The 21,581-nt window shown below is 65.4% G+C and carries 19 protein-coding genes; 11 read left to right on the top strand and 8 right to left on the bottom strand.

What is annotated here, in order from left to right; translation table 11 throughout:
* Nucleotides 1-13: 13 nt before the first annotated feature.
* From HD883_RS15925 to HD883_RS15895, 7 genes are all read right to left on the bottom strand, one after another.
* Nucleotides 14-3,247, bottom strand: a complete 3,234-nt coding sequence (locus tag HD883_RS15925; protein WP_179583728.1) for a hybrid sensor histidine kinase/response regulator — start codon at nt 3,245-3,247, stop codon at nt 14-16.
* Between the two features lie 228 nt (nt 3,248-3,475).
* Nucleotides 3,476-5,707, bottom strand: a complete 2,232-nt coding sequence (locus HD883_RS15920) for a xanthine dehydrogenase family protein molybdopterin-binding subunit (protein ID WP_179583730.1) — start codon at nt 5,705-5,707, stop codon at nt 3,476-3,478.
* A gap of 9 nt (nt 5,708-5,716) precedes the next feature.
* Nucleotides 5,717-6,169: a (2Fe-2S)-binding protein gene (locus tag HD883_RS15915; protein ID WP_179583732.1), complete on the bottom strand. Its 453-nt coding sequence runs from the start codon at nt 6,167-6,169 to the stop codon at nt 5,717-5,719.
* A gap of 103 nt (nt 6,170-6,272) precedes the next feature.
* Nucleotides 6,273-7,544, bottom strand: coding sequence for a cytochrome P450 (locus tag HD883_RS15910; protein WP_257022234.1), 1,272 nt, complete (start codon nt 7,542-7,544; stop codon nt 6,273-6,275).
* 87 nt (nt 7,545-7,631) lie between these two features.
* A complete protein-coding gene (locus tag HD883_RS15905) occupies nt 7,632-8,249 on the bottom strand; it encodes a DUF4142 domain-containing protein (protein ID WP_179583734.1) in 618 nt (205 codons plus the stop codon).
* A gap of 58 nt (nt 8,250-8,307) precedes the next feature.
* Complete coding sequence (locus tag HD883_RS15900) at nt 8,308-9,201, bottom strand: NAD(P)/FAD-dependent oxidoreductase (RefSeq protein ID WP_179583736.1); 894 nt, start codon at nt 9,199-9,201, stop codon at nt 8,308-8,310.
* Between the two features lie 82 nt (nt 9,202-9,283).
* A complete protein-coding gene (locus HD883_RS15895) occupies nt 9,284-10,912 on the bottom strand; it encodes an ATP-binding domain-containing protein (protein WP_179583738.1) in 1,629 nt (542 codons plus the stop codon).
* 140 nt (nt 10,913-11,052) lie between these two features.
* Here HD883_RS15895 and dapF point away from each other — a divergent pair, with 140 nt between their 5' ends.
* From dapF to hslU, 11 genes are all read left to right on the top strand, one after another.
* Nucleotides 11,053-11,928 carry a diaminopimelate epimerase gene (gene dapF, locus HD883_RS15890; RefSeq protein WP_179583740.1) on the top strand — a complete coding sequence of 292 codons (876 nt, stop codon included), beginning with the start codon at nt 11,053-11,055 and terminating at the stop codon, nt 11,926-11,928.
* A gap of 73 nt (nt 11,929-12,001) precedes the next feature.
* The gene (locus HD883_RS15885) at nt 12,002-12,667 is read left to right on the top strand and encodes a DUF484 family protein (RefSeq protein ID WP_179583742.1); all 666 of its coding nucleotides are present in this window, start codon (nt 12,002-12,004) and stop codon (nt 12,665-12,667) included.
* Nucleotide 12,668: 1 nt separating this feature from the next.
* Complete coding sequence (xerC, locus tag HD883_RS15880) at nt 12,669-13,706, top strand: tyrosine recombinase XerC (protein WP_179583744.1); 1,038 nt, start codon at nt 12,669-12,671, stop codon at nt 13,704-13,706.
* 60 nt (nt 13,707-13,766) lie between these two features.
* A complete protein-coding gene (locus tag HD883_RS15875; protein ID WP_373563382.1) occupies nt 13,767-14,837 on the top strand; it encodes a type II asparaginase in 1,071 nt (356 codons plus the stop codon).
* Between the two features lie 111 nt (nt 14,838-14,948).
* The gene (locus HD883_RS15870) at nt 14,949-16,145 is read left to right on the top strand and encodes a class I SAM-dependent rRNA methyltransferase (RefSeq protein ID WP_179583748.1); all 1,197 of its coding nucleotides are present in this window, start codon (nt 14,949-14,951) and stop codon (nt 16,143-16,145) included.
* Between the two features lie 196 nt (nt 16,146-16,341).
* Nucleotides 16,342-16,863, top strand: a complete 522-nt coding sequence (locus tag HD883_RS15865) for a Fur family transcriptional regulator (RefSeq protein WP_179583750.1) — start codon at nt 16,342-16,344, stop codon at nt 16,861-16,863.
* A 3-nt stretch (nt 16,864-16,866) separates the two neighbouring features.
* Entirely contained in the window at nt 16,867-18,018 is a 1,152-nt protein-coding gene (locus HD883_RS15860) for a CobW family GTP-binding protein (protein WP_179583752.1), read from the top strand.
* 154 nt (nt 18,019-18,172) lie between these two features.
* Nucleotides 18,173-18,550 (top strand): RNA polymerase-binding protein DksA, encoded by a 378-nt coding sequence (dksA, locus tag HD883_RS15855; protein ID WP_257022530.1) that lies wholly within the window; start codon nt 18,173-18,175, stop codon nt 18,548-18,550.
* Nucleotides 18,551-18,672: 122 nt separating this feature from the next.
* Nucleotides 18,673-19,038: a type II toxin-antitoxin system VapC family toxin gene (locus tag HD883_RS15850; RefSeq protein WP_179583760.1), complete on the top strand. Its 366-nt coding sequence runs from the start codon at nt 18,673-18,675 to the stop codon at nt 19,036-19,038.
* A gap of 83 nt (nt 19,039-19,121) precedes the next feature.
* Entirely contained in the window at nt 19,122-19,658 is a 537-nt protein-coding gene (gene hslV, locus HD883_RS15845; protein WP_179588529.1) for an ATP-dependent protease subunit HslV, read from the top strand.
* A 2-nt stretch (nt 19,659-19,660) separates the two neighbouring features.
* A complete protein-coding gene (hslU, locus tag HD883_RS15840; protein WP_179588528.1) occupies nt 19,661-20,977 on the top strand; it encodes an ATP-dependent protease ATPase subunit HslU in 1,317 nt (438 codons plus the stop codon).
* An 18-nt stretch (nt 20,978-20,995) separates the two neighbouring features.
* Here the strand turns inward: hslU and HD883_RS15835 are convergent, their stop codons facing one another.
* Nucleotides 20,996-21,580: a TetR/AcrR family transcriptional regulator gene (locus HD883_RS15835; RefSeq protein WP_179583762.1), complete on the bottom strand. Its 585-nt coding sequence runs from the start codon at nt 21,578-21,580 to the stop codon at nt 20,996-20,998.
* Between the last annotated feature and the right edge of the window lies 1 nt (nt 21,581).

Below are 21,581 nucleotides of genomic sequence, written 5' to 3'. Positions count from 1 at the left end.
CCCGGAACGCCCCTTACCCCAGCCGCCGCAGCACCGCTTCGATCGCCACCGTGTCGTAGGGCTTGCGCAGCACCTGGAAGCCGGCGGGCAGGGTGTCGGGTTCGGTGCCGGTGGCAAAGACGATTCCCAGGCCGGGTGATGCCTCCTTGGCCGCGCGGGCCAATGATTCGCCCGACTCGCCGGGTAGGCCCAGGTCGGTGATCAGCACGTCGATCGGCTCGCGGCCCAGGGTGGCCAGCGCGTCGGGGGCGTTGCCTGCAACGAACACCGTGTGCCCCAATTCCTGCAGCAGTTCGCGTGTGTTCTCGCGGATCAACGCGTCGTCTTCCACGAACAGGATGCGGCGCGTGTGGGCGGCCGGCTGGGCCTCCCGTGTTGCTGCCGCCGGGCCGGTGCCGCCGGCGGTGCCCGGAAGTCCGGCGCCGCGTTTACCCTCCGCGGCCAGGACCTGGCGGATCTTTCGGGCCAGTGCCTCGCGCGTGTAGGGCTTGCTCAGAAGGTCCACGCCGGCATCGAGCCGGCCGCCATGCACGATGGAATTTTCGGTGTAGCCCGACGTGAACAGCACGGCCAGGCCGGGCACGCGTTCGCGTGCACGGCGAGCCAGTTCGGGGCTGCGCAGCGGGCCGGGCATGACGACGTCGGTAAACAGCAGGTCGATGGCCATGCCGCTGTCGACGATGGCCAGTGCGCTGGCCGCGTCCGACGCTTTCAAGACGCGGTAGCCCAGTTCGGACAAGGTTTCGACCACGGTGGCGCGGACCTGGTCGTCGTCTTCGGCCACCAGGATGGTTTCGCGGTCGCCTTCGACCGTGGCGGTTTCCAGCACCACGCCCGTCTCCTCGGCGTCGTGCGACCGGGGCATGTACAGCTTCACGGTGGTGCCCATGCCGGGCTCGCTGTAGATCTTGATGTGGCCGCCCGATTGCTTCACGAAGCCGTAGACCATCGACAGGCCAAGCCCGGTGCCCTTGCCTTCGGGCTTGGTTGAAAAGAACGGTTCGTAGGCCTGCGCAAGCACCTCGGGCGTCATGCCGCAGCCGGTGTCCGTCACGGCCAGCATCACGTATTGGCCGGGCGTGACTTCCACATGCTGCCGCGCATAGGCATCGTCCAGGAAGGCGTTGCCCGCTTCCAGGGTAAGTTTGCCCGTGCCGTCCATCGCGTCGCGCGCGTTGATGGCCAGGTTCAGGATGGCGTTTTCCACCTGCGTCGGATCGACCAGCGTGTTCCACAGGCCACCCGACACCAGGGTTTCGATCTCGACGGCTTCACCCAGGCTGCGGCGCAGCATGTCTTCCATGCCGCCGATCAGCCGGCCGATCCTGATGGTCTTGGGTTCAAGCGGCTGGCGCCGGCCAAAGGCCAGCAGCTGGCTGGCCAGCTTGGCGCCGCGCTGCACGCCGCCCAGCGCGTTGGCCAGACGGCGTTCGGCGCGGCCGTTGCCGGCCACGTCGGTGGCCAGCAATTGCAGGTTGCCCGATATCACCTGCAGCAGGTTGTTGAAGTCATGCGCGACGCCGCCCGTCAGCTTGCCGATCGTCTCCATCTTTTGCGACTGCTGCAGCGCGAGTTCGGTGCGGCGCAGGGCATCGGCGGCTTCGCGATCGGCGGTGATGTCGCGGCCCACGGCGTGAATGAACCGCGCGTCGGGCACGGCCGTCCACGACAGCACGACATAGTGGCCGTCGCGGCAGCGGTAGCGATTGACGAACTTGTAGGTGCGCTTGCCGGCGCTCAGGTCTCCCACTTCGGCCAGGGTCTCGATCCGGTCGTCGGGGTGTATCAGGTCCATGAAAGACCGTCCGACCAGCGCACTGGGTTCCCAGCCCAGCAGTTCGGTCCATGCCGGATTGATGGCGACGATGTTGGCGTCGAAGTCGGCCACCAGCATCACGTCGGTGGACAGCCGCCACATGCGGTCGCGGTCGGCATGGCTTTCGGCGACCTGTTGTTCAAGCGTCTTGTTCAGGCGTTCCAGCGCACGCGCGGCCGACTTCTGGTCTTCGATATCGGTATTGCTGCCCACCCACCGCACGATGTCGCCCGCTGCATCGCGGATCGGCAAGGCCCGCGACAGATGCCAGCGGTAGATGCCGTCGGCCCGGCGGATCCGGAATTCGCATTCGTAGGTGCCGCCCGTATCGATCGCGCGTTGCCAGCGGTTCAGCGCGTGGGGCACATCGTCGGGGTGCAGCGTGGCCTGCCAGGCAGTGCCATCCAGCCTGCCGGCCGGCTGGCCGCTGTAGCCATAGACCTTGTCGTTGAACCAGTCCAGCGCGCCGCGGCTGTCGGCGGACCACACCTGATTCGGCATGGCCTGCGCAAAGGTACGGAACTTGGCTTCGCTTTCGACCACGGCGCTTTCGGCCAGCAGGCGGTCCGTCACGTCGGTGCCCTGGATGAAGATGCCGATCACATCGCCGTCTTCACTGCGTACGGGCTGATAGACGAAGTCCACGTGACGCAGTTCGGGTGCGGTCCCCGGTGTGCGAGTCAGGTGCATCGGTTGCGCAAAGCCGGCGTGCGATCGGCCCAGGGCATAGACCTGATCCAGCCGTTCGAAAAAATCCTGGCCGGCCAGTTCGGGCAGGCAATCGCGCACGCTGCAGCCGATCAATTCCCGTTGGCCCACCAGCGACAGGAAGGCGGCGTTGGCCATGTCGATGGTGTGGTCGGGTCCGGTCACCATGGCCATGAACCCCGGCGCCTGTTCGAACAGGCGCCGCAGACGTTCGCGTTCGCCGCTCAGCCAGCGTTCCGCGCGTACCTTGGCCGTCGTCTCGACCACGATGGCGATCACCCCTACCGGTACGCCGTCGGGCCCCGGAATCGGCGAATAGTCCAGGTTCATCCAGACCGGTTCGCCAATGCCATTGCGATACAGCGTCAGTTCCTGATCCTCGTATCGCAGCGTCTTGCCGGCCAGGCCGACCTTCATGACGTTGTCATTGAAGTCAGCAATTTCCGCCCAGCCTTCCCGCACGTTCGACCCGAGCAGTTCCGGATGGCGGCCCCCCGCGAATACCGAATAGGCGTCGTTATAGAGCATGACGCCTTCGTCGCCCCACAAGGTGACGATGGGCAGCGGCGCGCGCAGGATCAGTGCAAGGGTGGTGGTGAGCGTGCTGGACCAGGTATCAATCGGGCCGATGGGAGTAGCCGACCAGTCACGGCGGGCAATGATGTCGGCGACATCGCCGCCTTGCGCAAGGAAGGGGAAGGATGACGAGGGCAGGTCGGTCATGAATGCGGTGAACGCGCTGCGGGGCAGGCGTCACATCAAGGAGCGGTCAGGGAAGGTCGAGCACGGCTCTTGCATCTTACCTGCCGATGACTCGGGTCATGCCGGGCATGCAACGAGATGTAGCGTCGAGCTGCCAGCGGCACATCGGGAAACAGAAAAGCCCGGACGGCGCTGGCATCCAGCGTGTCCGGGCTCGGCGCAAGCGCCTTGCTGCTCAGCCCGACGGGGTCAGGCGGTTTTCAACTGCGCGCTGGACACCGGCAGCTTGCGGATGCGTTGACCGGTCGCGGCAAAGATGGCGTTGGTCAATGCAGGCGCGGTGGCCGCCGTGCCCGGCTCGCCGATGCCGCCCGGATCGTCGGTGCTCTTGGCCAGCACGACTTCGATCCTTGGCGCTTCGTTCAGCCGCATCATGCGGTAGTCGCCAAAGTTCGACTGCTGCACCCGCCCCTTGTCGAAGGTGATCTCGTTCCACAAGGCCGCTGTCAGCCCGAACACCACACCGCTTTCGATCTGCGCCATGACGGTGTCGGGATTGACCAGCTGACCGCAGTCGACGGCGCAGACGACACGCGTCACCTTCACTTCGCCCGCGGGGTCGACCGCCACGTCAATCACCTGGGCGATGTAGCTGCCGAACGCAAACTGCGCCGACACGCCGCGGCCCACCCGATGGCCTTCGACGGCGCGCGCGGGCGTGCCCCAGTTGGCCTTCTCGGCCGCCAGGTTCAGCACCTGGCGCAGACGGGGCGACTTGTCGAGCAGTTCGCGCCGGTAGGCAACCGGATCCTGCTTGCTTGCCGCGGCCAGCTCATCAATAAAACTTTCGACCACCCAGATGTTGTGCGTCGGCCCGACACCCCGCCAGAACGCGGTAGGCACCGGTGGTTCGTGACGCACGTAATCCACATGCACATTCGGAATCTTGTAGGGCATGTCGCGCGCGCCTTCGACGGCATCGGGGTCCAGTCCGTCTTTCATGGCGGCGGGTGCAAAGCGCGCCATGATCGATGATCCGGTAATGCGATGCGACCAGCTTTGCGGCATGCCCTTGTCGTCGATCGTGGCCGACAGCCGGTCGTAGTAGTAAGGCCGGTACATGTCGTGCTGGATGTCTTCTTCGCGGGTCCAGACGAACTTGACCGGTTGCTTCACCTGCTTGGCGAAAGCCACGGCCTGGGTCACCATGTCCACTTCCAGCCGCCGGCCAAAGCCGCCGCCAATGAAGTGGTTGTGCACCTTGACCTGGTCGTTGGTCAGGCCGGTCAGCTTGGCCGCCGCGCCTTGCGCCAGCGCGGGCACCTGGGTGCCCAGCCACAGATCGCAACCATCGGCGCGCAGGTCTACCGTGCAGTTCATGGGTTCCATCGTCGCGTGGGCCAGGAAGGGCATCTCGTAGACAGCTTCCAGGCGTTGGCCGCCCTTGGGCGCTTCCTTGTTGGCGTCGCCATCGTTACGCGCCACCACCCCGGCGGTGTTCGATGCCGTCTTCATGTCGGCAACGATGGTGGCCGTGGTCATGGCCGCGTTCGGCCCGTCCGACCAGGTCGGATCCAGTGCGGCCAGGCCCTGCTTGGCGGCCCACATGTGATCGCCCACCACGGCCACGGCGTTGTCCAGCTTGAGTACATGCCGCACGCCCTTCACCGCCATGGCTTTCGCCTCGTCGGCGGCCTGCAGCTTGCCGCCCGGCACGGGGCAGGCCGCGACCGTGGCGACCAGCATGTTGGGCAGGCGCACGTCGATGCCGAACTTGGCCTGGCCGTTCACCTTTTCAGGCGAATCCAGGCGCTTCAGCGACTTGCCGATCACGGTGAATTCGTCGGGCTTTTTGAGCGTGATCGTTTTTGGCGTGTCCATCTTCGCGGCCGCATCGACCAGCTCGCCGTAATGCATCGTGCGGCCGGTGGCGGTGTGCGTGACCTTGCCATTGCGGGCCTGGCATTCGCCGGCATCGACCTTCCATGCTTGCGCAGCGGCGCCGATCAACACTATGCGCGCGGCCGCGCCGGCTTCGCGCATGGGTTGCCAGCCGCCCCGGATGGACGTGGAGCCCCCCGTTACCTGGCCGCCCAACAACGGGTCGCTATACAACGAGTTGTCGGCCGGCGCGTGTTCGAGCTTGACCTGCGACAGGTCCACTTCCAGTTCTTCGGCAATCAGCATGGGCATCGACGTGTAGGTGCCCTGGCCCATTTCGGTCTTGTGCACGATCAGGGTCACGACACCCTGACGGTCGATGCGGATAAACGCACGCTGCGCCAGCGCCGGCGCATCGCCGGTCACGTTGGTGGTGGCGTGGCCCACCGCGGCTTCGGGCGGCTTGGCGTTGCGATCTTCACGGCTGCACGCGGTCAGGCCAAAGCCGATCAGCAGGCCACCGCCGGCTGCGGCGCCCACCTGCAGGAAGCGGCGGCGGGTGGGGGAGTCGATGGCTGCGGGAGTAACGATATCGGTCATGTCGGCTCCTTACGTCGCGGCGGCGATCTTGATCGCGGCGCGGATGCGGCCATAGGTGCCGCAGCGGCAGATGTTGCCGGACATGGCGCCGTCGATGTCGGCATCGGACGGGGTCGGCGTGGTCTTGAGCAGCGCGGTCGCGGCCATGATCTGGCCCGACTGGCAGTAGCCGCATTGCACCACGTCGATCTGGCGCCACGCCGCCTGCACCTTCTTGCCGACCGGATCCTGGTCCATGACTTCGATGGTGGTGATGGCCTTGCCTTCCGCCACCGATACCGGCGTCACACAGGACCGGATGGCCGCGCCGTCCATGTGCACCGTACAGGCGCCGCACATGGAAATGCCACAACCGAACTTGGTGCCGGTCAGGCCGGCCACATCGCGGATCGCCCACAGCAGGGGCATGTCGTCAGGGACGTCGAGCGTAGTCGGCTGTCCATTAAGCGTGAAGGAAGGCATGGTGGGCTCCGTACGAAAACGACAGCGTACTGCCGTCACGACTGGCAGGGCAGGGGTAGCCGGTAAAGGTGTAGGGAAATCCGGTGCAGCGTTCAGCGGGGTGTCAGGCGGCGCCCATGCCAAGGTCGGCCAGACCGGCCTGGCGGATGCCGGCGCGCGCCTTGACCAGGATGCGGCCGCGCGGCAAGGCAGGCAGGCGGCGCCAGTCCAGCTCGGTGTCGCCAGGGATCACTTCGCTGCGCAGCAGGTGGTCGGTAAACAGAGACATCAATGCCGTGGTGACATCTTCGCCCGGGCAACGGTGGTGCGTGCGGACATCGGCGCCACCTTGCGGCACCAGGTCGAACGGGCCCAGCGCGCGGTCAAGGAAACGGGCCGGGTCGAAACGTTCCGGCATGTCCCAGGTGCGGGGATCGTGATTGGTGCCATACAGGTCGAGCAGGGCGCGGCGGCCACGTTCAATGCGCAGACCGTTCCACTCGAAATCGCGGGTGGCGCGTGCCACCACCGCAGGAAAGAACGGGTAGTGCCGCCGGATTTCCTGAACGAAAGCGAGCTTGAATCGCCGGTCGCCGTCGGCAAGCCGCCGGGTACACGCCGGATGCATCGCCAACGCGTGCGCGACGAACACGATGTAGACCGACACGGCCACGACCGGCCGCAATACGTTCAACAGTTCGGCGGCCGCTACATGGGATGGCATGGCCTGCCCATCGGCGTCACGATGCCGCGCCACCGCCGCCAGCACGCTGTCGGCAGGCGGCGTATAGCGGCCGGCCCGCACGTTGTCGATCACGCCCGCCAGCCACCGCTCGGCCTGGCCGCGGGCAGTGCGTGCACGAAAATGGCTGGCCACGTTGCGCGCGGCGTCATCGAACAGCGCGACAAGCTGGCCCTGGCGGCGGGGCGCCTCTTCTCTGGACAGCGGGACACCCGCCCACCGGCACACCGCGCGCGTCAGCACGCAGTGCGTCAGTTCATACAGGGGCTGCGCCGTGCCGCCCGACAGGGCGGCGTGCCATTCGCGCGAGGTGTGCTGCACCAGCGACTGTACCGCCGCCGCATTCAACACATCGACGAACATGGCCTTGCGCACGCGGTGGGCGTCGGCGTCCAGATTCTGTACCGTCACTTTGCCGAACAGGGTGGCGCGTACGGGTTCGGGTGCGGCAGTGGCGCGTCGAAAGCGGTCGGTGTCGTAGAACACGGCCGCCGCCTGCGCGCCACTGAAGCAGATCGTTGGCTGCAACATGATCCGGGCTTCAAAGGCCTCGGTGCCCAGGCGCCTGCACTGGCTCGATATATAGCGGTAGGGATCAGCCAGCATGGCCAGCGTGCTTTCCAGCCGGCCATCCCGGGGCATCGTTGCAAGCATCAACCTTCCTTGAAACGGATGAGCGGGATTTGCTCGCGGCGGCAGACCCTGCTCAGGCGTGCCACCGTATCTCGTTCATCGGGGCGCTCAGTCCTTGCCGAGCTTGGTCTGCAGGGTCTTGGCCATCTTCAGGTGCTGTTCCAGCGACGGCAGCGTCTTGGTGGCAAATGCCTTCACGTCAGGGTCACGGGCACTGCGCGACGCTTCGCGGAACTGCTTGATGGTGGCTTCATGCGACGCCACGCCGATACGGCGGATGAACATCTTGTCGAAGTTGTCACCGTCGAGCACGCCCAGGGCACGCAGTTCGGTCCGCTGCACCACCGACGGTTCGGTCGGCGGCGTGTAGCCCTTGGACGAAGCCAGGGTCGCCAGTTCCTGGTTCACCTTGGTGTGTTCATCGATCAGCATCTGGCCAAAGGATTTGACCTCGGCATTGCTGGCCTTGCTTTGCGCCAGCTTGCCGGCTTCCACTTCGGCAAAGCCGCCCTGCGCCGCGTTCTCCAGGAATGCGGTGTCCGTCTTGTGCAGGTTGGAGCGCGATCCTTTTGTTGAAGGCATCGACGTGTCAGGCGATGTCGCGGGGGCCGCGCGGACGGTCGGGCCATCCGGAGGCGTCTGCGAGCCGGTCTGTGCGACCGCGGCTGTGCTGGCCATGACGAAACATGCGGCGACAGCGCTCAAGGTTGCGGTGCGAATGCTCATGGAGGACTCCTTGTGGGTTTTCTTGGGAGCTTCCGGTACAGCAAGTGGCGCGCCCGGGTCAGGCGAACACCAGCGATTGGTGGACGGCCACGCCGGCCTGGAAGCCATCGCCAACGGCTGACGCAAGGCTGTGCGTGGCGCGCGCCGCGTCACCACAGGCGAAGACGCCCGGCACGTCGGTTGCCTTGCAGGCGTCGGTGCGGATGAAGCTGCCAAAGGGGCCTTCTTCAAGCGTGCAGCCGAGCTGCTGCGGCAGCGTGCTGGTCATCCGCTGGCGCGGCGCCACGAACAGGCCGCGCAAGACCTGGCGCCGGGCGTCGTCCATGACGATCGTGGCCTGCTCGTCGATGGACGCGACGATGCCGTCCACGACGTCGACCCCGCGCGCCTGCAGTTGGGCTGCCTGGTCGGCATCCAGCGCCACGCAGCCATTCGTGAACAGGGTGACCGTGCCCCAGTCGGTCAGCATCATGGATTCGTGCACCGACAACGCGCCGGTACCGAGCAGGCCGACGGGACCGCGATCCAGTTCATAACCATCGCAATAGGGGCAGTTGAAGACCGTCTTGCCCCAGCGTTCCGACAGTCCGGGAATGTCGGGCAGATCGTCGATCAGGCCGGTGGCCAGCACCAGCCGGTCGGAAGACACCGGCACCCCATCGTTGCAGGTAACAACGAAACGATCACCGTCGCGCCGAACGGTTTCAGCAAACGCGTCGCGCCATTGCACATTGGGATAGGCCAGCAGCTGTTCGCGGCCCAAGGCCGCGATCGCAGCGGGGCCCTTGCCGTCATGGCCCAGGAAGCCATGCGCGCGTTCGACCGTCCGGTTCCTGCGCTGGCCGGCGTCGATCATCAGTATGCTGCGCCGGGCACGGGCAAGCGGCATGGCCGCCGACAGGCCGGCATAACTGCCGCCGACGACAATGACATCGAAGTGCTGCGGGGACATGCAAATTTCCTGGAGTCGGGACGCCCGACCCAAGCAAGCTGCGCGCCCGGGCTGCGGCCAAAGGGGTCGCGCCCCTCGGCCGTCAGCTGTCGAGCCAGTCTTTCGGCGACCGCTTCGACACCACCAGCACCAGCTTGATCATGGCCCGCGTCGCGCCCACGAACAGCTTGCGTTTGGTCTTGGTGTCCAGCGCTTCGAAGTCAATTTCGGTAAACACCACGGCCGCCGCGGCCTGGCCCTTGAAGCGGTAGATCGACTCCATCAGCACGTCGCCTTCCGAAAATTCCGGCTTGCCGAACAGGTCGTAGGTGCCGGTAAAGGTGCGCATGGCATGCGGGCCAAGCTGCGACTGGCGCAGCAGGGCCGACTGCTCGCGGCCACGGAATCCGATCACGGCAATGTCGCTGCGCTTGAAGCCCGCCGCCAGGCAATGCGAAATCGCCTTCTTGGTGTGGTCGATCAATTGCGCGGTGTCGTCATAGACCATCACTTCCACGTCAGACGTGGCGATCGGCCCGCAGGGTTCCACCGTGACCGTATCGGGCAGCAGGTTCTGCAGCAGCTTGACCACGCTGCGCGGGCTGCGGTAGTTCGCCGTGGCATGCAGGGTGACCCACTTGGGCAGTTGCACGGGCGGCTTGTCGTACAGGTTCTGCATCGGATCTTCAAGCCACACGATGCGCGCGTCGGGCGCCGCGTGGCGCAGCACGATGTCGCGCCAGTGGTCGGTAAAGTCCTGGCCTTCGTCCACGATCACGGTGTCGAAGATCATGGATGGCGGCACGGGAATCGTCGCGGCCTGCTCGACCAGATCGTCGAACACGCTGGCGCGCGAAAAGTCGGCCTGCGTGCCGATCGTGCGCAGCATGGCGCCGCACAGCGTGTGGAAGGTGCAGGCCATGCCGCCTTCCGGTGCGACCTCGGCAAAGTGGTCGGCCAGCGGACGGTTGAAGCACACATACAAGGGCCGCTTGCCGGCATCGATCGCGTCGCGGTATTCGGCCTGCGCCAGCAGGGTCTTGCCGGATCCGGCCGTGCCAATCACATGCAGGCGGAAGGGATCGAACTCCAGCTGATGCGCCCAGTGCGTCAGGCCGCCCGAGATCCGCGTCACCATCGCCTGCGCGCGGCCCACCATCACGCTGGTGTCAGGATGCAGCTGGATCACGTCGCTCAGGAAGCGGTGGACATGCGCGCCCTGGCCGTTGGGCGGGCCGGGCGGGATCGCCGCCTGGATGATCGCGCATAGCTGGTCGCGGCGATCGGCGTCCACGATACGTTCCGGCGCCAGGCCGGCCGTGTCGGGAAAGCGCACCAGATAGTCAGGGCAGTACAGCAGGTATTCCACCCGCACCGGGCCGATGTTGGGCCGCTTCGACAAACGGCTCTGCAGTACCGATACCTGCCGGGCCAGTTGCACGCGCACGTTCTTGGCGCCATCGGGATACTTCTTGAAGATGCCTTCGGGCGTCTCTTCCAGAAAGCCGGCCTGCTGCTCGATCAGCAGCAGTTCGCCGGCGGGGCTGACCACGGCAAAGTCGATGTCGCCGTAGATCGAAAAGCCCTGTTCGACGTTGGTCCAGTGGACCGCGTGATAGACGGTGTAGCCCTCGGGCAGCCCGCGCGCGAGCAGCGCCAGGGTTTCGATTTCGCGCTGGGCGGCGCCGGTGGCGCTGACTTCGCGCCAGCCGTCGGGAACGATACGGGCCATGGTCAACCGGGAAGAAAGGGGCAAGTCCGCAGAATAGCAAGCCCGGCCCGGTGACTGCCGCGTTCGTTGGAAACCTGCTGTTGCGGCGGCCCCGCGGCGGGCGCACGGCCGAATGTGCAACAAGGTGCGATAATCCGGCGATGGACTGGCACTTCACCAAAATGCACGGCGCAGGCAACGACTTTGTCGTTCTCGATGGCGTTCGTCAAAACATCACGCTCACCCCCGAGCGCGCGCGCAAGCTCGCCCATCGTCAATTCGGTGTCGGGGCCGATCAAATCCTGTTGGTGGAACCTGCGACGCGGGCCGACGCCGACTTCCGGTATCGCATTTTCAATGCCGACGGTGGCGAGGTCGAACACTGCGGCAACGGCGCGCGCTGCTTCGTCCGCTTCGTGCACGAGCAGGGCCTGACCGACCGCAATCCGATCCGCGCCGAAATCTGCACCGGCATCATCGTGCTCAACGAGCAGGACGATGGCGAGGTCAACGTCGAAATGGGCCGCACCAGCTTCGAGCCGGCGGCCGTTCCGTTCGACAGCGCCGGCCTGGTGCCGCGCATCGAAGGCGAAGACCGGCTCTGGCCGCTGGCCCTGACCGGGGAAGACGGCGCCGAACGCACGGTGTGGGTATCGGTGGTCGGCATCTCCAACCCGCACGCGGTGCAGGTGGTCGACGATGTCGATACCGCCCCGGTCGCCACGGTGGGCCCGCGAGTGGAAAGCCATCGCCGCTTCCCGCGCCGGGTCAACGCCGGCTTCATGCAAGTCGTCGACCGGCGCAACATCCGGCTGCGCGTGTTCGAACGCGGGTCGGGCGAAACCCTGGCCTGCGGGACGGGCGCCTGCGCGGCGGTGGCCGCCGGCATCCGCCGCGGACTGCTGGATTCGCCGGTGCGCGTGCAGACGCGCGGCGGCGTGCTCACCATTGCGTGGGACGGCGAACAATTGGTCATGACCGGCCCGGTCGTGACGGTCTTCCAGGGCGTGATCGACGTCGACACCCTGCTGGGCTGAACGCGGTCGCCCGGCGCCAACCCGCCGGGCACTCCCTGGAAGAAGGTAATCAATGGATCTAGAAAAGCACACGATGGACGCCAACGCAGTCGCGCAATACTTGCAGGACCACTCCGATTTCTTTGAACAGCATGCCGAGCTCTTCAGTACGCTGAAGGTGCCCCACCCCCATGAAGGCCGCGCGATTCCGCTGGCCGAACGCCAGGTGCTGGCGCTGCGCGAACGCGTGCGCGGCATGGAACTGCGGGTGGCCGAACTGGTTCGGAACGCCGCCGAAAACGAACACATCGCCGACAACCTGCAGCGCTGGAGCCGCGCGCTGCTGAAAGAAGCGTCGGCGCGCAAGCTGCCCGACGTGCTGACCACCGGCCTGGCCGACATCTTCAGCGTGCCCGACGTGGCGCTGCGGGTGTGGGGCCTTCCGGTAAAGACTGATGGCGCGGGTGACACCCCGGTCTGGCAGGGCAGCGTCACCGACGACGTGCGCAGCTTCACCAACAGCCTGATGTCGCCGTATTGCGGCCCGAACGCGGGCTTCGAGGCGGCCACCTGGCTGGAACGCACGGTGGGCTCGATCGCGCTGATCCCCCTGCGCGTGGGCCTGTCGCCCCAGGCCTTCGGCCTGCTGGTCCTGGCATCGCCCGATCCGGACCGCTTTTCGCCGTCGATGGGCACGGCCTTTTTGGCGCGCATTGGCGAAGTCGCCAGCGCGTCGCTCTCGCGGCTTTTGGCAGACTGACATGGCGGGCGCGCCAGCCGACACCGTTCCCTTGGCGCCGCCGATGCTGCAGTGGTTGCAGCATCTGGAAACTGCCCGCCGCTATTCCGCCCATACCCTGTCCGCCTACCGGCGCGACCTGCAGCAATTGATGACGCTGGCGGGGGGCCTGCCGCTGGCCGACATCTCGTCCGGCCATATCCGCCGCTATCTGGGCCAGCTGCATGCCCGCGGCATGGGGCCGCGCAGCCTGGCACGCATGCTCGCGTCGTGGCGCGGCTTCTATCAGTGGTGGGCGCCCCAGGCGGGCCTGCCCGGCAATCCGGTGGCGGGTCTGCGCGCGCCCAAGGCGCCCCGCGGACTGCCCAAGGCGCTGTCGGTCGACCAGACCCAGGCCTTGCTGGATCACGTGCCCGGCACCGTGGGCGGCGTGGCCGCGCACCTGTCGGAACCCGACCGGCTGGTGGCCAGCCGCGACCGGGCCATGTTCGAGCTTTTCTATTCCAGCGGTCTTCGCTTATCGGAGTTGACCGGACTGGACGTGCGTTACCTGAAGACGGCACAGTACGAGTCGGCGGGCTGGATCGATCTGGATGCGGCTGAAGTCAGCGTGCTGGGCAAGGGCGGCAAGCGCCGCACGGTGCCCGTGGGCGAAGCGGCCCGGACGGCGCTGACCGCCTGGCTGGCCGACCGGCCGTCGCTGGCCAAAGACGACGCATCGCAGCTGGCCGCGCATCCGGCCGACGCCAATGCCCTGTTCGTGGGCGTGCGCGGCGCCCGGATCGCGCCGCGGGTGGTGCAGATGCAGCTGGCCCGGTGGGCGCAAGCGGCCGGCGTGCCGGCCCATGTCCACCCGCACGTGCTGCGCCACAGTTTTGCCAGCCATGTGTTGCAGTCCGCCGAAGACCTGCGCGCCGTGCAGGAAATGCTGGGTCACGCCAGCATTTCCACCACGCAGATCTACACCCGGCTCGACTTCCAGCACCTGGCCAAGGTGTACGACAAGGCCCATCCGCGTGCGGCGCGGGCGGCGCCCGACGACAAGAAAACGTCGTCCTGATCACTCGCCGGCGCGGCCGGCGGCCAGGACGGCACACCGATTTTTCAGGGGGAAATGTCCATGACCATCCAGCACCTTGCCCGCCGTTCCACCGGCGCCGTCTTCCTTTTCGTCGCCATGACGTGCTGCGCGATGGCGCAGAACCTGGCGAATGTCGTCATCCTCGGGACCGGCGGCACCATTGCCGGCGCGGGGGCCGCGGCGACCAATACGTCGGCGTACCGGTCGGCCGTGGTGCCGGTCGACGCCATCATCGAAGCCGTCCCCGACATCAAGAAGCTGGCCAATGTGCGCGGCGAACAGGTGTTCCAGATCGGCAGCGAAAGCTTCAACGACGAACGCCTGATGACCCTGGGCCGCCGCGTGGCCGACCTGGTCAAGCGCGATGACGTCGACGGCGTGGTCATCACCCACGGCACCGACACCATCGAAGAGACCGCCTACTTCCTGAACCTGGTCATCCACAGCACCAAGCCGGTGGTGATCGTCGGATCGATGCGTCCGGGCACGGCCCTGAGCGCCGATGGCTCGCTCAATCTGTACAGCGCCGTGCTGGTCGCGGCCACCCGCGAAGCCGGCGGCAAGGGCGTGCTGGTGGTGTTGAACGACGAGATCCATTCGGGCCGCGACGTCAGCAAGACCAACACCTTCAAGCTCGAGACCTTCAAGTCGCCCTATGGCCCGCTGGGCTATGTGGTCGAAGGCCAGGCGCAGTTCTACCGCCTGCCGGCGCGTGCGCATACCGTCAACAGCGAATTCGACATCGCCCAGCTGACGACGCTGCCCAAGGTCGGCATTGCCTACGCCTACGGCAACGTGGATCGCGCCGCCGTCGACGCAATCGTGAACGGCGGCGCCAAGGCCCTGGTCTACGCGGGCACCGGCAACGGCAGCGTGTCGGAATTCATGGTGCCGGCCTTGCAGGACGCCCGCAGCAAGGGCCTGCAGGTGTTGCGCGCCTCGCGCACGGGCAGCGGCGTCGTGGTGCGCAATGGCGAGCAGCCCGACGACAAGTACGGCTGGGTCGTGGCCGGCGACCAGAACCCGCAAAAGGCGCGGATCCTGATGGCGCTGGCGCTGACCCGCACCAATGATCCGGCTGTCATCCAGCAGATTTTCTGGAAGTACTGACCCCCGGGGCACGGTCCCCATGGCGCCCGGCGGTCTGCACGCCGAGCGCCGATCGCATAACATCCCCGCTTTCGTGAATTTGGGCGCCCGCCGCCCGCAAGAGATCCCCCCATGAGTGAAGTCGTCCTGAAGTCCGGCAAAGAACGGTCGCTGCTGCGCCGCCATCCTTGGGTGTACGCCACCGGCATCGCCCAGACTGTGGGCCGCCCCCTGTCGGGCGACACGGTGCGGGTCGTGGACGACAAGGGCCGCTTCCTGGCATGGGGCGCCTTCAGTCCCGAATCGCAGATCCGCGTGCGCTGCTGGAGCTTCATCGAGCAGGACACGATCGATGCGGCCTGGATGGCGCAGCGCGTGCACGAAGCCGTGGCGCGGCGCAGTTCGCTCGCGGCGCGCAGCAATGGCGCCCGCGTCGTGTTTGGCGAGGCCGACGGCCTGCCGGGCTTCGTGGCCGACCGCTACGATGGCCAGTTGGTGGTGCAATTTCTGGCCGCCGGGGTGGAGCGCTGGCGCGAAGCCCTGGTGGATGGCCTGGTCGCCGCCACCGGCTGCACGCAGGTGTATGAACGGTCGGACGCCGCCGTGCGCGAACGCGAAGGTTTGGAATCGCGGGTCGGCCCGATGCGGGGCGATGCGCCTTCCGCACCGGTCGAGATCGTTGAAGATGGCGTGCGGTATGGCGTTGACGTCTTGCATGGCCACAAGACCGGCTTCTACCTGGATCAGCGGGAAAGCCGCAAGCGCGTCGCGGAACTGGCGGCGCAGATCGGCCCGTCGGCCACGATCCTGAATTGCTTTTCGTACACGGGCGGATTTTCGCTGGCGGCCATGAAGGCCGGCGCGGCGCGCGCGATTTCGGTCGATTCGTCGGCCGATGCGCTGGCGGCGGCGGCCCAGAATGCGGCCCGCAACGGCATTGATCCGGCGGCGTTCGAATGCCGGGTCAGCAAGGTGGCCGACGCCCAGCGCGCGCTGGCCGCCGAGGGCCAGCAGTTCGACATCGTCGTACTGGATCCGCCCAAGTTCGCGCCATCGGCCCACCATGTGGACAAGGCGGCGCGGGCGTACAAGGACGTCAACCTGAAGGGGATGCGTCTGGTGAAGCCGGGCGGCTACCTGCTGACGTTTTCGTGCTCGGGCGCCATCACCGTCGATTTGTTTCAAAAAATCGTCGCTGGCGCGGTGACGGATTCGCACATGGAATTCGTCCTGCTCGAGCGCCTGGCCGCCGGCATCGACCACCCGATGCGGATGACGCACCCGGAAGGCGAGTACCTGAAGGGCCTCCTGCTTCAGCGCGTGGGGTAGGGAGCCCCCTCAAGCGTGCCCTGGGACTTGAAATTGCCGTATTTGGACATACATGTAGCGCCTGTTGACGGCGATTCGTGTTACACCGTCCGCTGCTTTTTTCGCGGTATCAGGGGTAAGTCCGGGTTTGCGGGTGGAAGTCAGCGCGTGCTGTAATCCGGCGCCCTCATTCGCCCGCTGCTTTCAGGAGGAATGCGTGGAGGAACAAGCTCGCGAAGCGATTCGCACGCAGGGCGCGCGGGTGACTGCGACCCGGGTGCGAGTGCTGGCGACCCTGTTGGACGCGGTCAGCGCCCTCACGCATCAGGAAGTATTCGACCGGATCGGCAGGGCGGTGTCCGTCGATCGGGTCACGGTATACCGCGTATTGGAATGGCTGGTGCAATGTGGCCTGGCGCACCGGATCGCCGGTGAAGACCGGGTCTGGCGTTTCAGCGCGCTGCATCAGTCCGACCACGATCACCCGACGCACGACGGTCATGACGGCGAGGCGCATACCCATGCCCAGCACGGTCATTTCCAGTGCGACGCGTGCCGGCGCATGTTCTGTATCGACGCCCCGGTGGGCATCGAGCAGACCTTGGAGCGCCTGCCCGCCGGATTTGAAGGGCGCGACGTGGAGATGGTCGTGCGAGGCCTTTGCCCGGCCTGCGGCAAGGAAGCCGCCGCCCCACCGCCACGTCGACGCAGTAAAGACGCATTGCGCAAGGAGCTCTAATTCATGTCGTCCGCCAAGAAAAGCACTACCGCACAGATTCCGGTCACCATCCTGACCGGGTTTTTGGGCGCCGGTAAGACCACGCTGCTGAACCGCATCCTGACCGAATTCCATGGCCGCCGCGTCGCCGTCATCGAAAACGAATTCGGACCGGAAGGGATCGACAACGATCTGCTGATCCAGCACAACGACGAAGAAATCGTCGAAATGAACAACGGCTGCATCTGCTGCACGGTGCGCGGCGACCTGGTCCGCATCCTGCTCGAACTGAAAGCCAAGCGTTACGCCGGCAAGCTGAATTTCGAACGCGTGATCATCGAAACCACCGGCATGGCCAACCCAGGCCCGGTGTGCCAGACCTTCTTCATGGACGACGACGTGTCGTCGTACTTCAAGCTCGACGCCGTGATCACGGTGGTCGACGCCAAGCACGGCATGACCACGCTGGACGAACAGCCCGAAGCCCTGAGCCAGGTCGGCTTTGCCGATCGCGTGCTGGTGTCCAAGATCGATCTGGTGAAAGACGCCGAGTACCAGGCGCTGCGTTCGCGACTGTTGCGTATCAACCCACGCGCGACGATCACGCCTGTAAATTTTGGTGAGGTCGACCTCAAGGAAATCATCGATATCAATGGCTTCAACCTGAATGCCATCCTGGATATCGATCCTGAATTCCTGGCCGAAACCCACCCCGACGCCGCCGAATCTCACGACCACGATCATGGCCATGAACACGGTCATGACCATGGGCACGACCACGGACACGACCACGCGCACGACGATCACGATGCCGCGACGTGCACCGATCCGACCCACGATCATGGGCATGGTCACGCACATCATCACCATCACGATGACGCCATCGGCGCCTTCGTTTTCAAGTCGGATAAGCCTTTCGACTCCATGCGTTTGGAGGAGTTTCTGGGAGGCATTGTGCAGGTGTACGGAACGGATTTATTGCGGTACAAGGGAATTCTGTATATGGACGGCGTCAACCGTCGCATGCTGTTCCAGGGCGTGCACATGCTGATGGGCGCAGATGTCGGTCGGGCCTGGGGTCCGAACGAAAAGCGCTCCAGCAAAATGGTGTTCATCGGCCGCAATCTGCCGAAGGACGTCTTCATGCACGGGCTGGAGCAGTGTCTGGCTGCTTGAGCCCGCTCAACGCCACATAGGCACTCGAAGCGCGGGGCATGCGATGGTAACGAAAGCGGCACCAAAAACCCAAGAAGTCACTCAGGAGGACGCGTTGGAAAGCGTGATTACCAAACCGGCCACGGCCGTGATCTCGGAACAAGCGCTGTTGGCCATGCCAGAAGCCGAGTACATGAACGACGTGCAGCTCGCCTTCTTCAAGGCCCGTCTGCAGGAAATCGAACGCGAACTGCTCCAGAACGCCGGTGAAACCACCGAGCATCTGCGCGAAACCCCCTTCGTGCCCGATCCCGCCGATCGCGCCACGATCGAGGAAGAACACGCGCTGGAACTGCGCACCCGCGATCGCGAACGCAAGCTGCTCAAGAAAGTGCAGCAGGCGCTCCAGCGCATCGATGGTGGCGACTACGGCTGGTGCGAAGAGACAGGCGAGCCGATTGGCGTGCCGCGTCTGCTGGCCCGTCCGACCGCCACGCTGTCGCTCGAAGCGCAGCAGCGCCGCGAACTTCGCCAGAAGCTGTACGGCGACTGAGCCTGCTTGAACCGCCGGCCTGCGCCGGCGGTGTGCCACGCTGTCCATGAATCCCTGCATCAGGCCGCCCGTACCCCGGGCCGGCCAGCGATGCAGGGATTTTTTTGTCCTGTCGACCAGACGTGCAAATACACAAAAACGGGCATCGTGTTGAATCGACAATATTCTTACGAAACCGCGATCGATTCCCGGATAAACAGCATTGCATCGTACCGACCATCGTGCAGCTGGAGCTGTCGAAATGGCTGAATCGCGAACTGGGTGAAGATGAGGCCGACCGGGTCATCGCCTACACGCAGAAGTGTGTGGTCGTTCCTCTGGACACCTCGATCGCGTTGCTGGCTGCGGATCTTCACCGCGAATACAGGCTTGCCACCGCTGACGCGATTGTCTATGCGACAGCACGCCATCAGCGTGCCGAACTCTTGACCTGCGACGCCCATTTCAAGGGCCTGCCTGACGTCGCGTTCTACTCCAAAAGCGCCTGACAGGTTTTTTTCGTCCATTTTTTCGCTTCGGGGTCTTGCCTGGTCCGCGGGCTGTCCCCATCTGTCCTGACATGGAAAAAGACATCGAACAATTTCACGGCACGACGATCGTCAGCGTTCGTCGTGGCAACCGCGTCGCCATCGGCGGCGACGGCCAGGTCACCCTCGGCAACATCGTCATGAAGGGCACGGCCCGCAAGGTTCGCCGCCTGTACAAGGATTCCGTCCTGGCAGGCTTCGCGGGTGCGACCGCCGACGCCTTCACCCTGATCGAACGGTTCGAGGCCAAGCTGGAAAAGCACCAGGGCCACCTGCTGCGCGCCGCCGTCGAACTGACGCGCGACTGGCGCACGGACCGGGTGCTGCGCAAGCTCGAAGCCATGCTGATCGTGGCCGACGCGACCACCACGCTGGTGCTGACCGGCAACGGCGACGTGCTGGAACCCGAACATGGCCTGGCCGCGATCGGTTCGGGCGGCTCCTACGCCCATTCGGCCGCGCTGGCCCTGCAGCAGAACACCGACCTGCCGCCCGAAGAGATCGTGAAGAAGGCGCTGACCATTGCCGGCGACCTGTGCATCTATACCAATCAACACCACACGATCGAGGTGTTGGGATGAACATGACCCCTAGCGAAATCGTTTCCGAACTCGACAAATTCATCGTTGGCCAGAACAAGGCCAAGCGGTCCGTCGCGGTCGCCCTGCGCAACCGCTGGCGCCGTCAGCAGGTGCCCGAGCCCCTGCGCCACGAGATCCACCCCAAGAACATCCTGATGATCGGGCCGACGGGCGTCGGCAAGACCGAGATCGCCCGCCGCCTGGCCAAGCTGGCCGACGCGCCGTTCGTAAAGGTCGAAGCCACCAAGTTCACCGAAGTGGGCTATGTGGGCCGCGACGTCGAAACCATCATCCGTGACCTGGCCGAAGTGGCCGTGAAGCTGGTGCGCGAAAACGAAATGCGCGGCGTGCGCACGCAGGCCGAAGACGCTGCCGAAGACCGCATCCTGGACGTGCTGGTGACGCCGCCGCGCGATGCGTCGGGCAACCCGGTCCGCGAAGACAATGCCGCCCGCCAGACCTTCCGCAAGCGCTTGCGCGAAGGCCAGATCGACGACCTGGAAATCGAAATCAACGTGGCGCAGACCGCCCCGCAGATGGAGATCATGTCGCCGCCGGGCATGGAAGACATGACCGAGCAGATCCGCGGCATGTTCGCCGGCATGGCGCAGGACAAGAAAAAGCCGCGCAAGATGCGCGTGAAGGAAGCCTTCAAGCTGCTGGTGGAAGAAGAGGCCGGCAAGCGCGTGAACGAAGAAGAACTGCGCACCAAGGCGATCGCCGCGGTCGAGCAGAACGGCATCGTGTTCCTGGACGAGATCGACAAGATCGCCACGCGTCAGGAAACGAGCGGGTCGGATGTGTCCCGCCAGGGCGTGCAGCGCGACCTGCTGCCGCTGGTGGAAGGCACGTCGGTCAAGACCAAATACGGCATGATCAACACCGACCACATCCTGTTCATCGCGTCAGGCGCGTTCCACCTGTCGCGGCCGTCGGACCTGATCCCGGAACTGCAGGGCCGCTTCCCGATCCGGGTCGAGCTCGACTCGCTGTCGGCGCAGGACTTCGTGCACATCCTGTCGGACACCGATGCGTCGCTGATCAAGCAGTACACGGCGCTGCTCGGCACCGAAGAAGTGACGCTGGAATTCACGCCCGACGGCATCGAAAAGCTGGCCGAACTGGCGTTCGCGGTTAACGAAAAGACCGAGAACATCGGTGCCCGCCGCCTGTACACCGTCATGGAAAAGCTGCTGGAAGACCTGTCGTTCGACGCCACCAAGAAGTCCGGTGACGTCATCCGGATCGACGCGCCCTACGTGGTGGAACGGCTGCAGGAAGCCGTGGCGCAGCAGGACCTCGCCCGCTACGTGCTGTAAGGAACACGGCCAGCCTGCTCAACGGCTGGGCGTCTCGCCCAGCAGCAGGTCCGTCATCAGATCGGCGACTGCGGAAATATTCCGTACGTCGCCGATTCGCTGATTGATTACGAATCCGTCAAACGCCATCCAGATCACGTGCGCCAGCAGGCCGTCCTTGGCCAGGCTCTGGCGCTCGGGCGGCAGGCTTTCCAGGATCATCTCGGTCAGGAAGGTTTCGACCGTGGCGAGCAGATCGGTGGGCTTGCCCATGTTTTGCGGCGCCGAGGCCAGCGCCTCGATCAGCGCGTTCGCAAACGAGTGTTCCGCCTTCGGAATGTCGTCCCAGATCCCCATGAAGATACGCTTGAGCTTGCTGCGCGGCGAGCGCGACCGGCGCACCGCCTGCCGCAGCGTGTCCAGCTGGCCGCCCAACCAGGGGCGGTAGATCTCGTACAGGATCATCAGCTTCGAATCGAAATACACATACAGGTTGGCCACGGTCATGTTGGCCGCCCGGGCGATCTCCGCCATGGTCGTGGTGGTATAGCCTTTTTGCGAGAAGAGGTGGAACGCAGCTTCCACGATGGCTTCCCGCATCCCCTGTTTCTTGACTTGCGGCACG

Source organism: Pigmentiphaga litoralis (genome assembly GCF_013408655.1).
Lineage (GTDB): Bacteria > Pseudomonadota > Gammaproteobacteria > Burkholderiales > Burkholderiaceae_B > Pigmentiphaga > Pigmentiphaga litoralis_A.
This window is presented reverse-complemented; position numbering and strand designations above follow the sequence as displayed.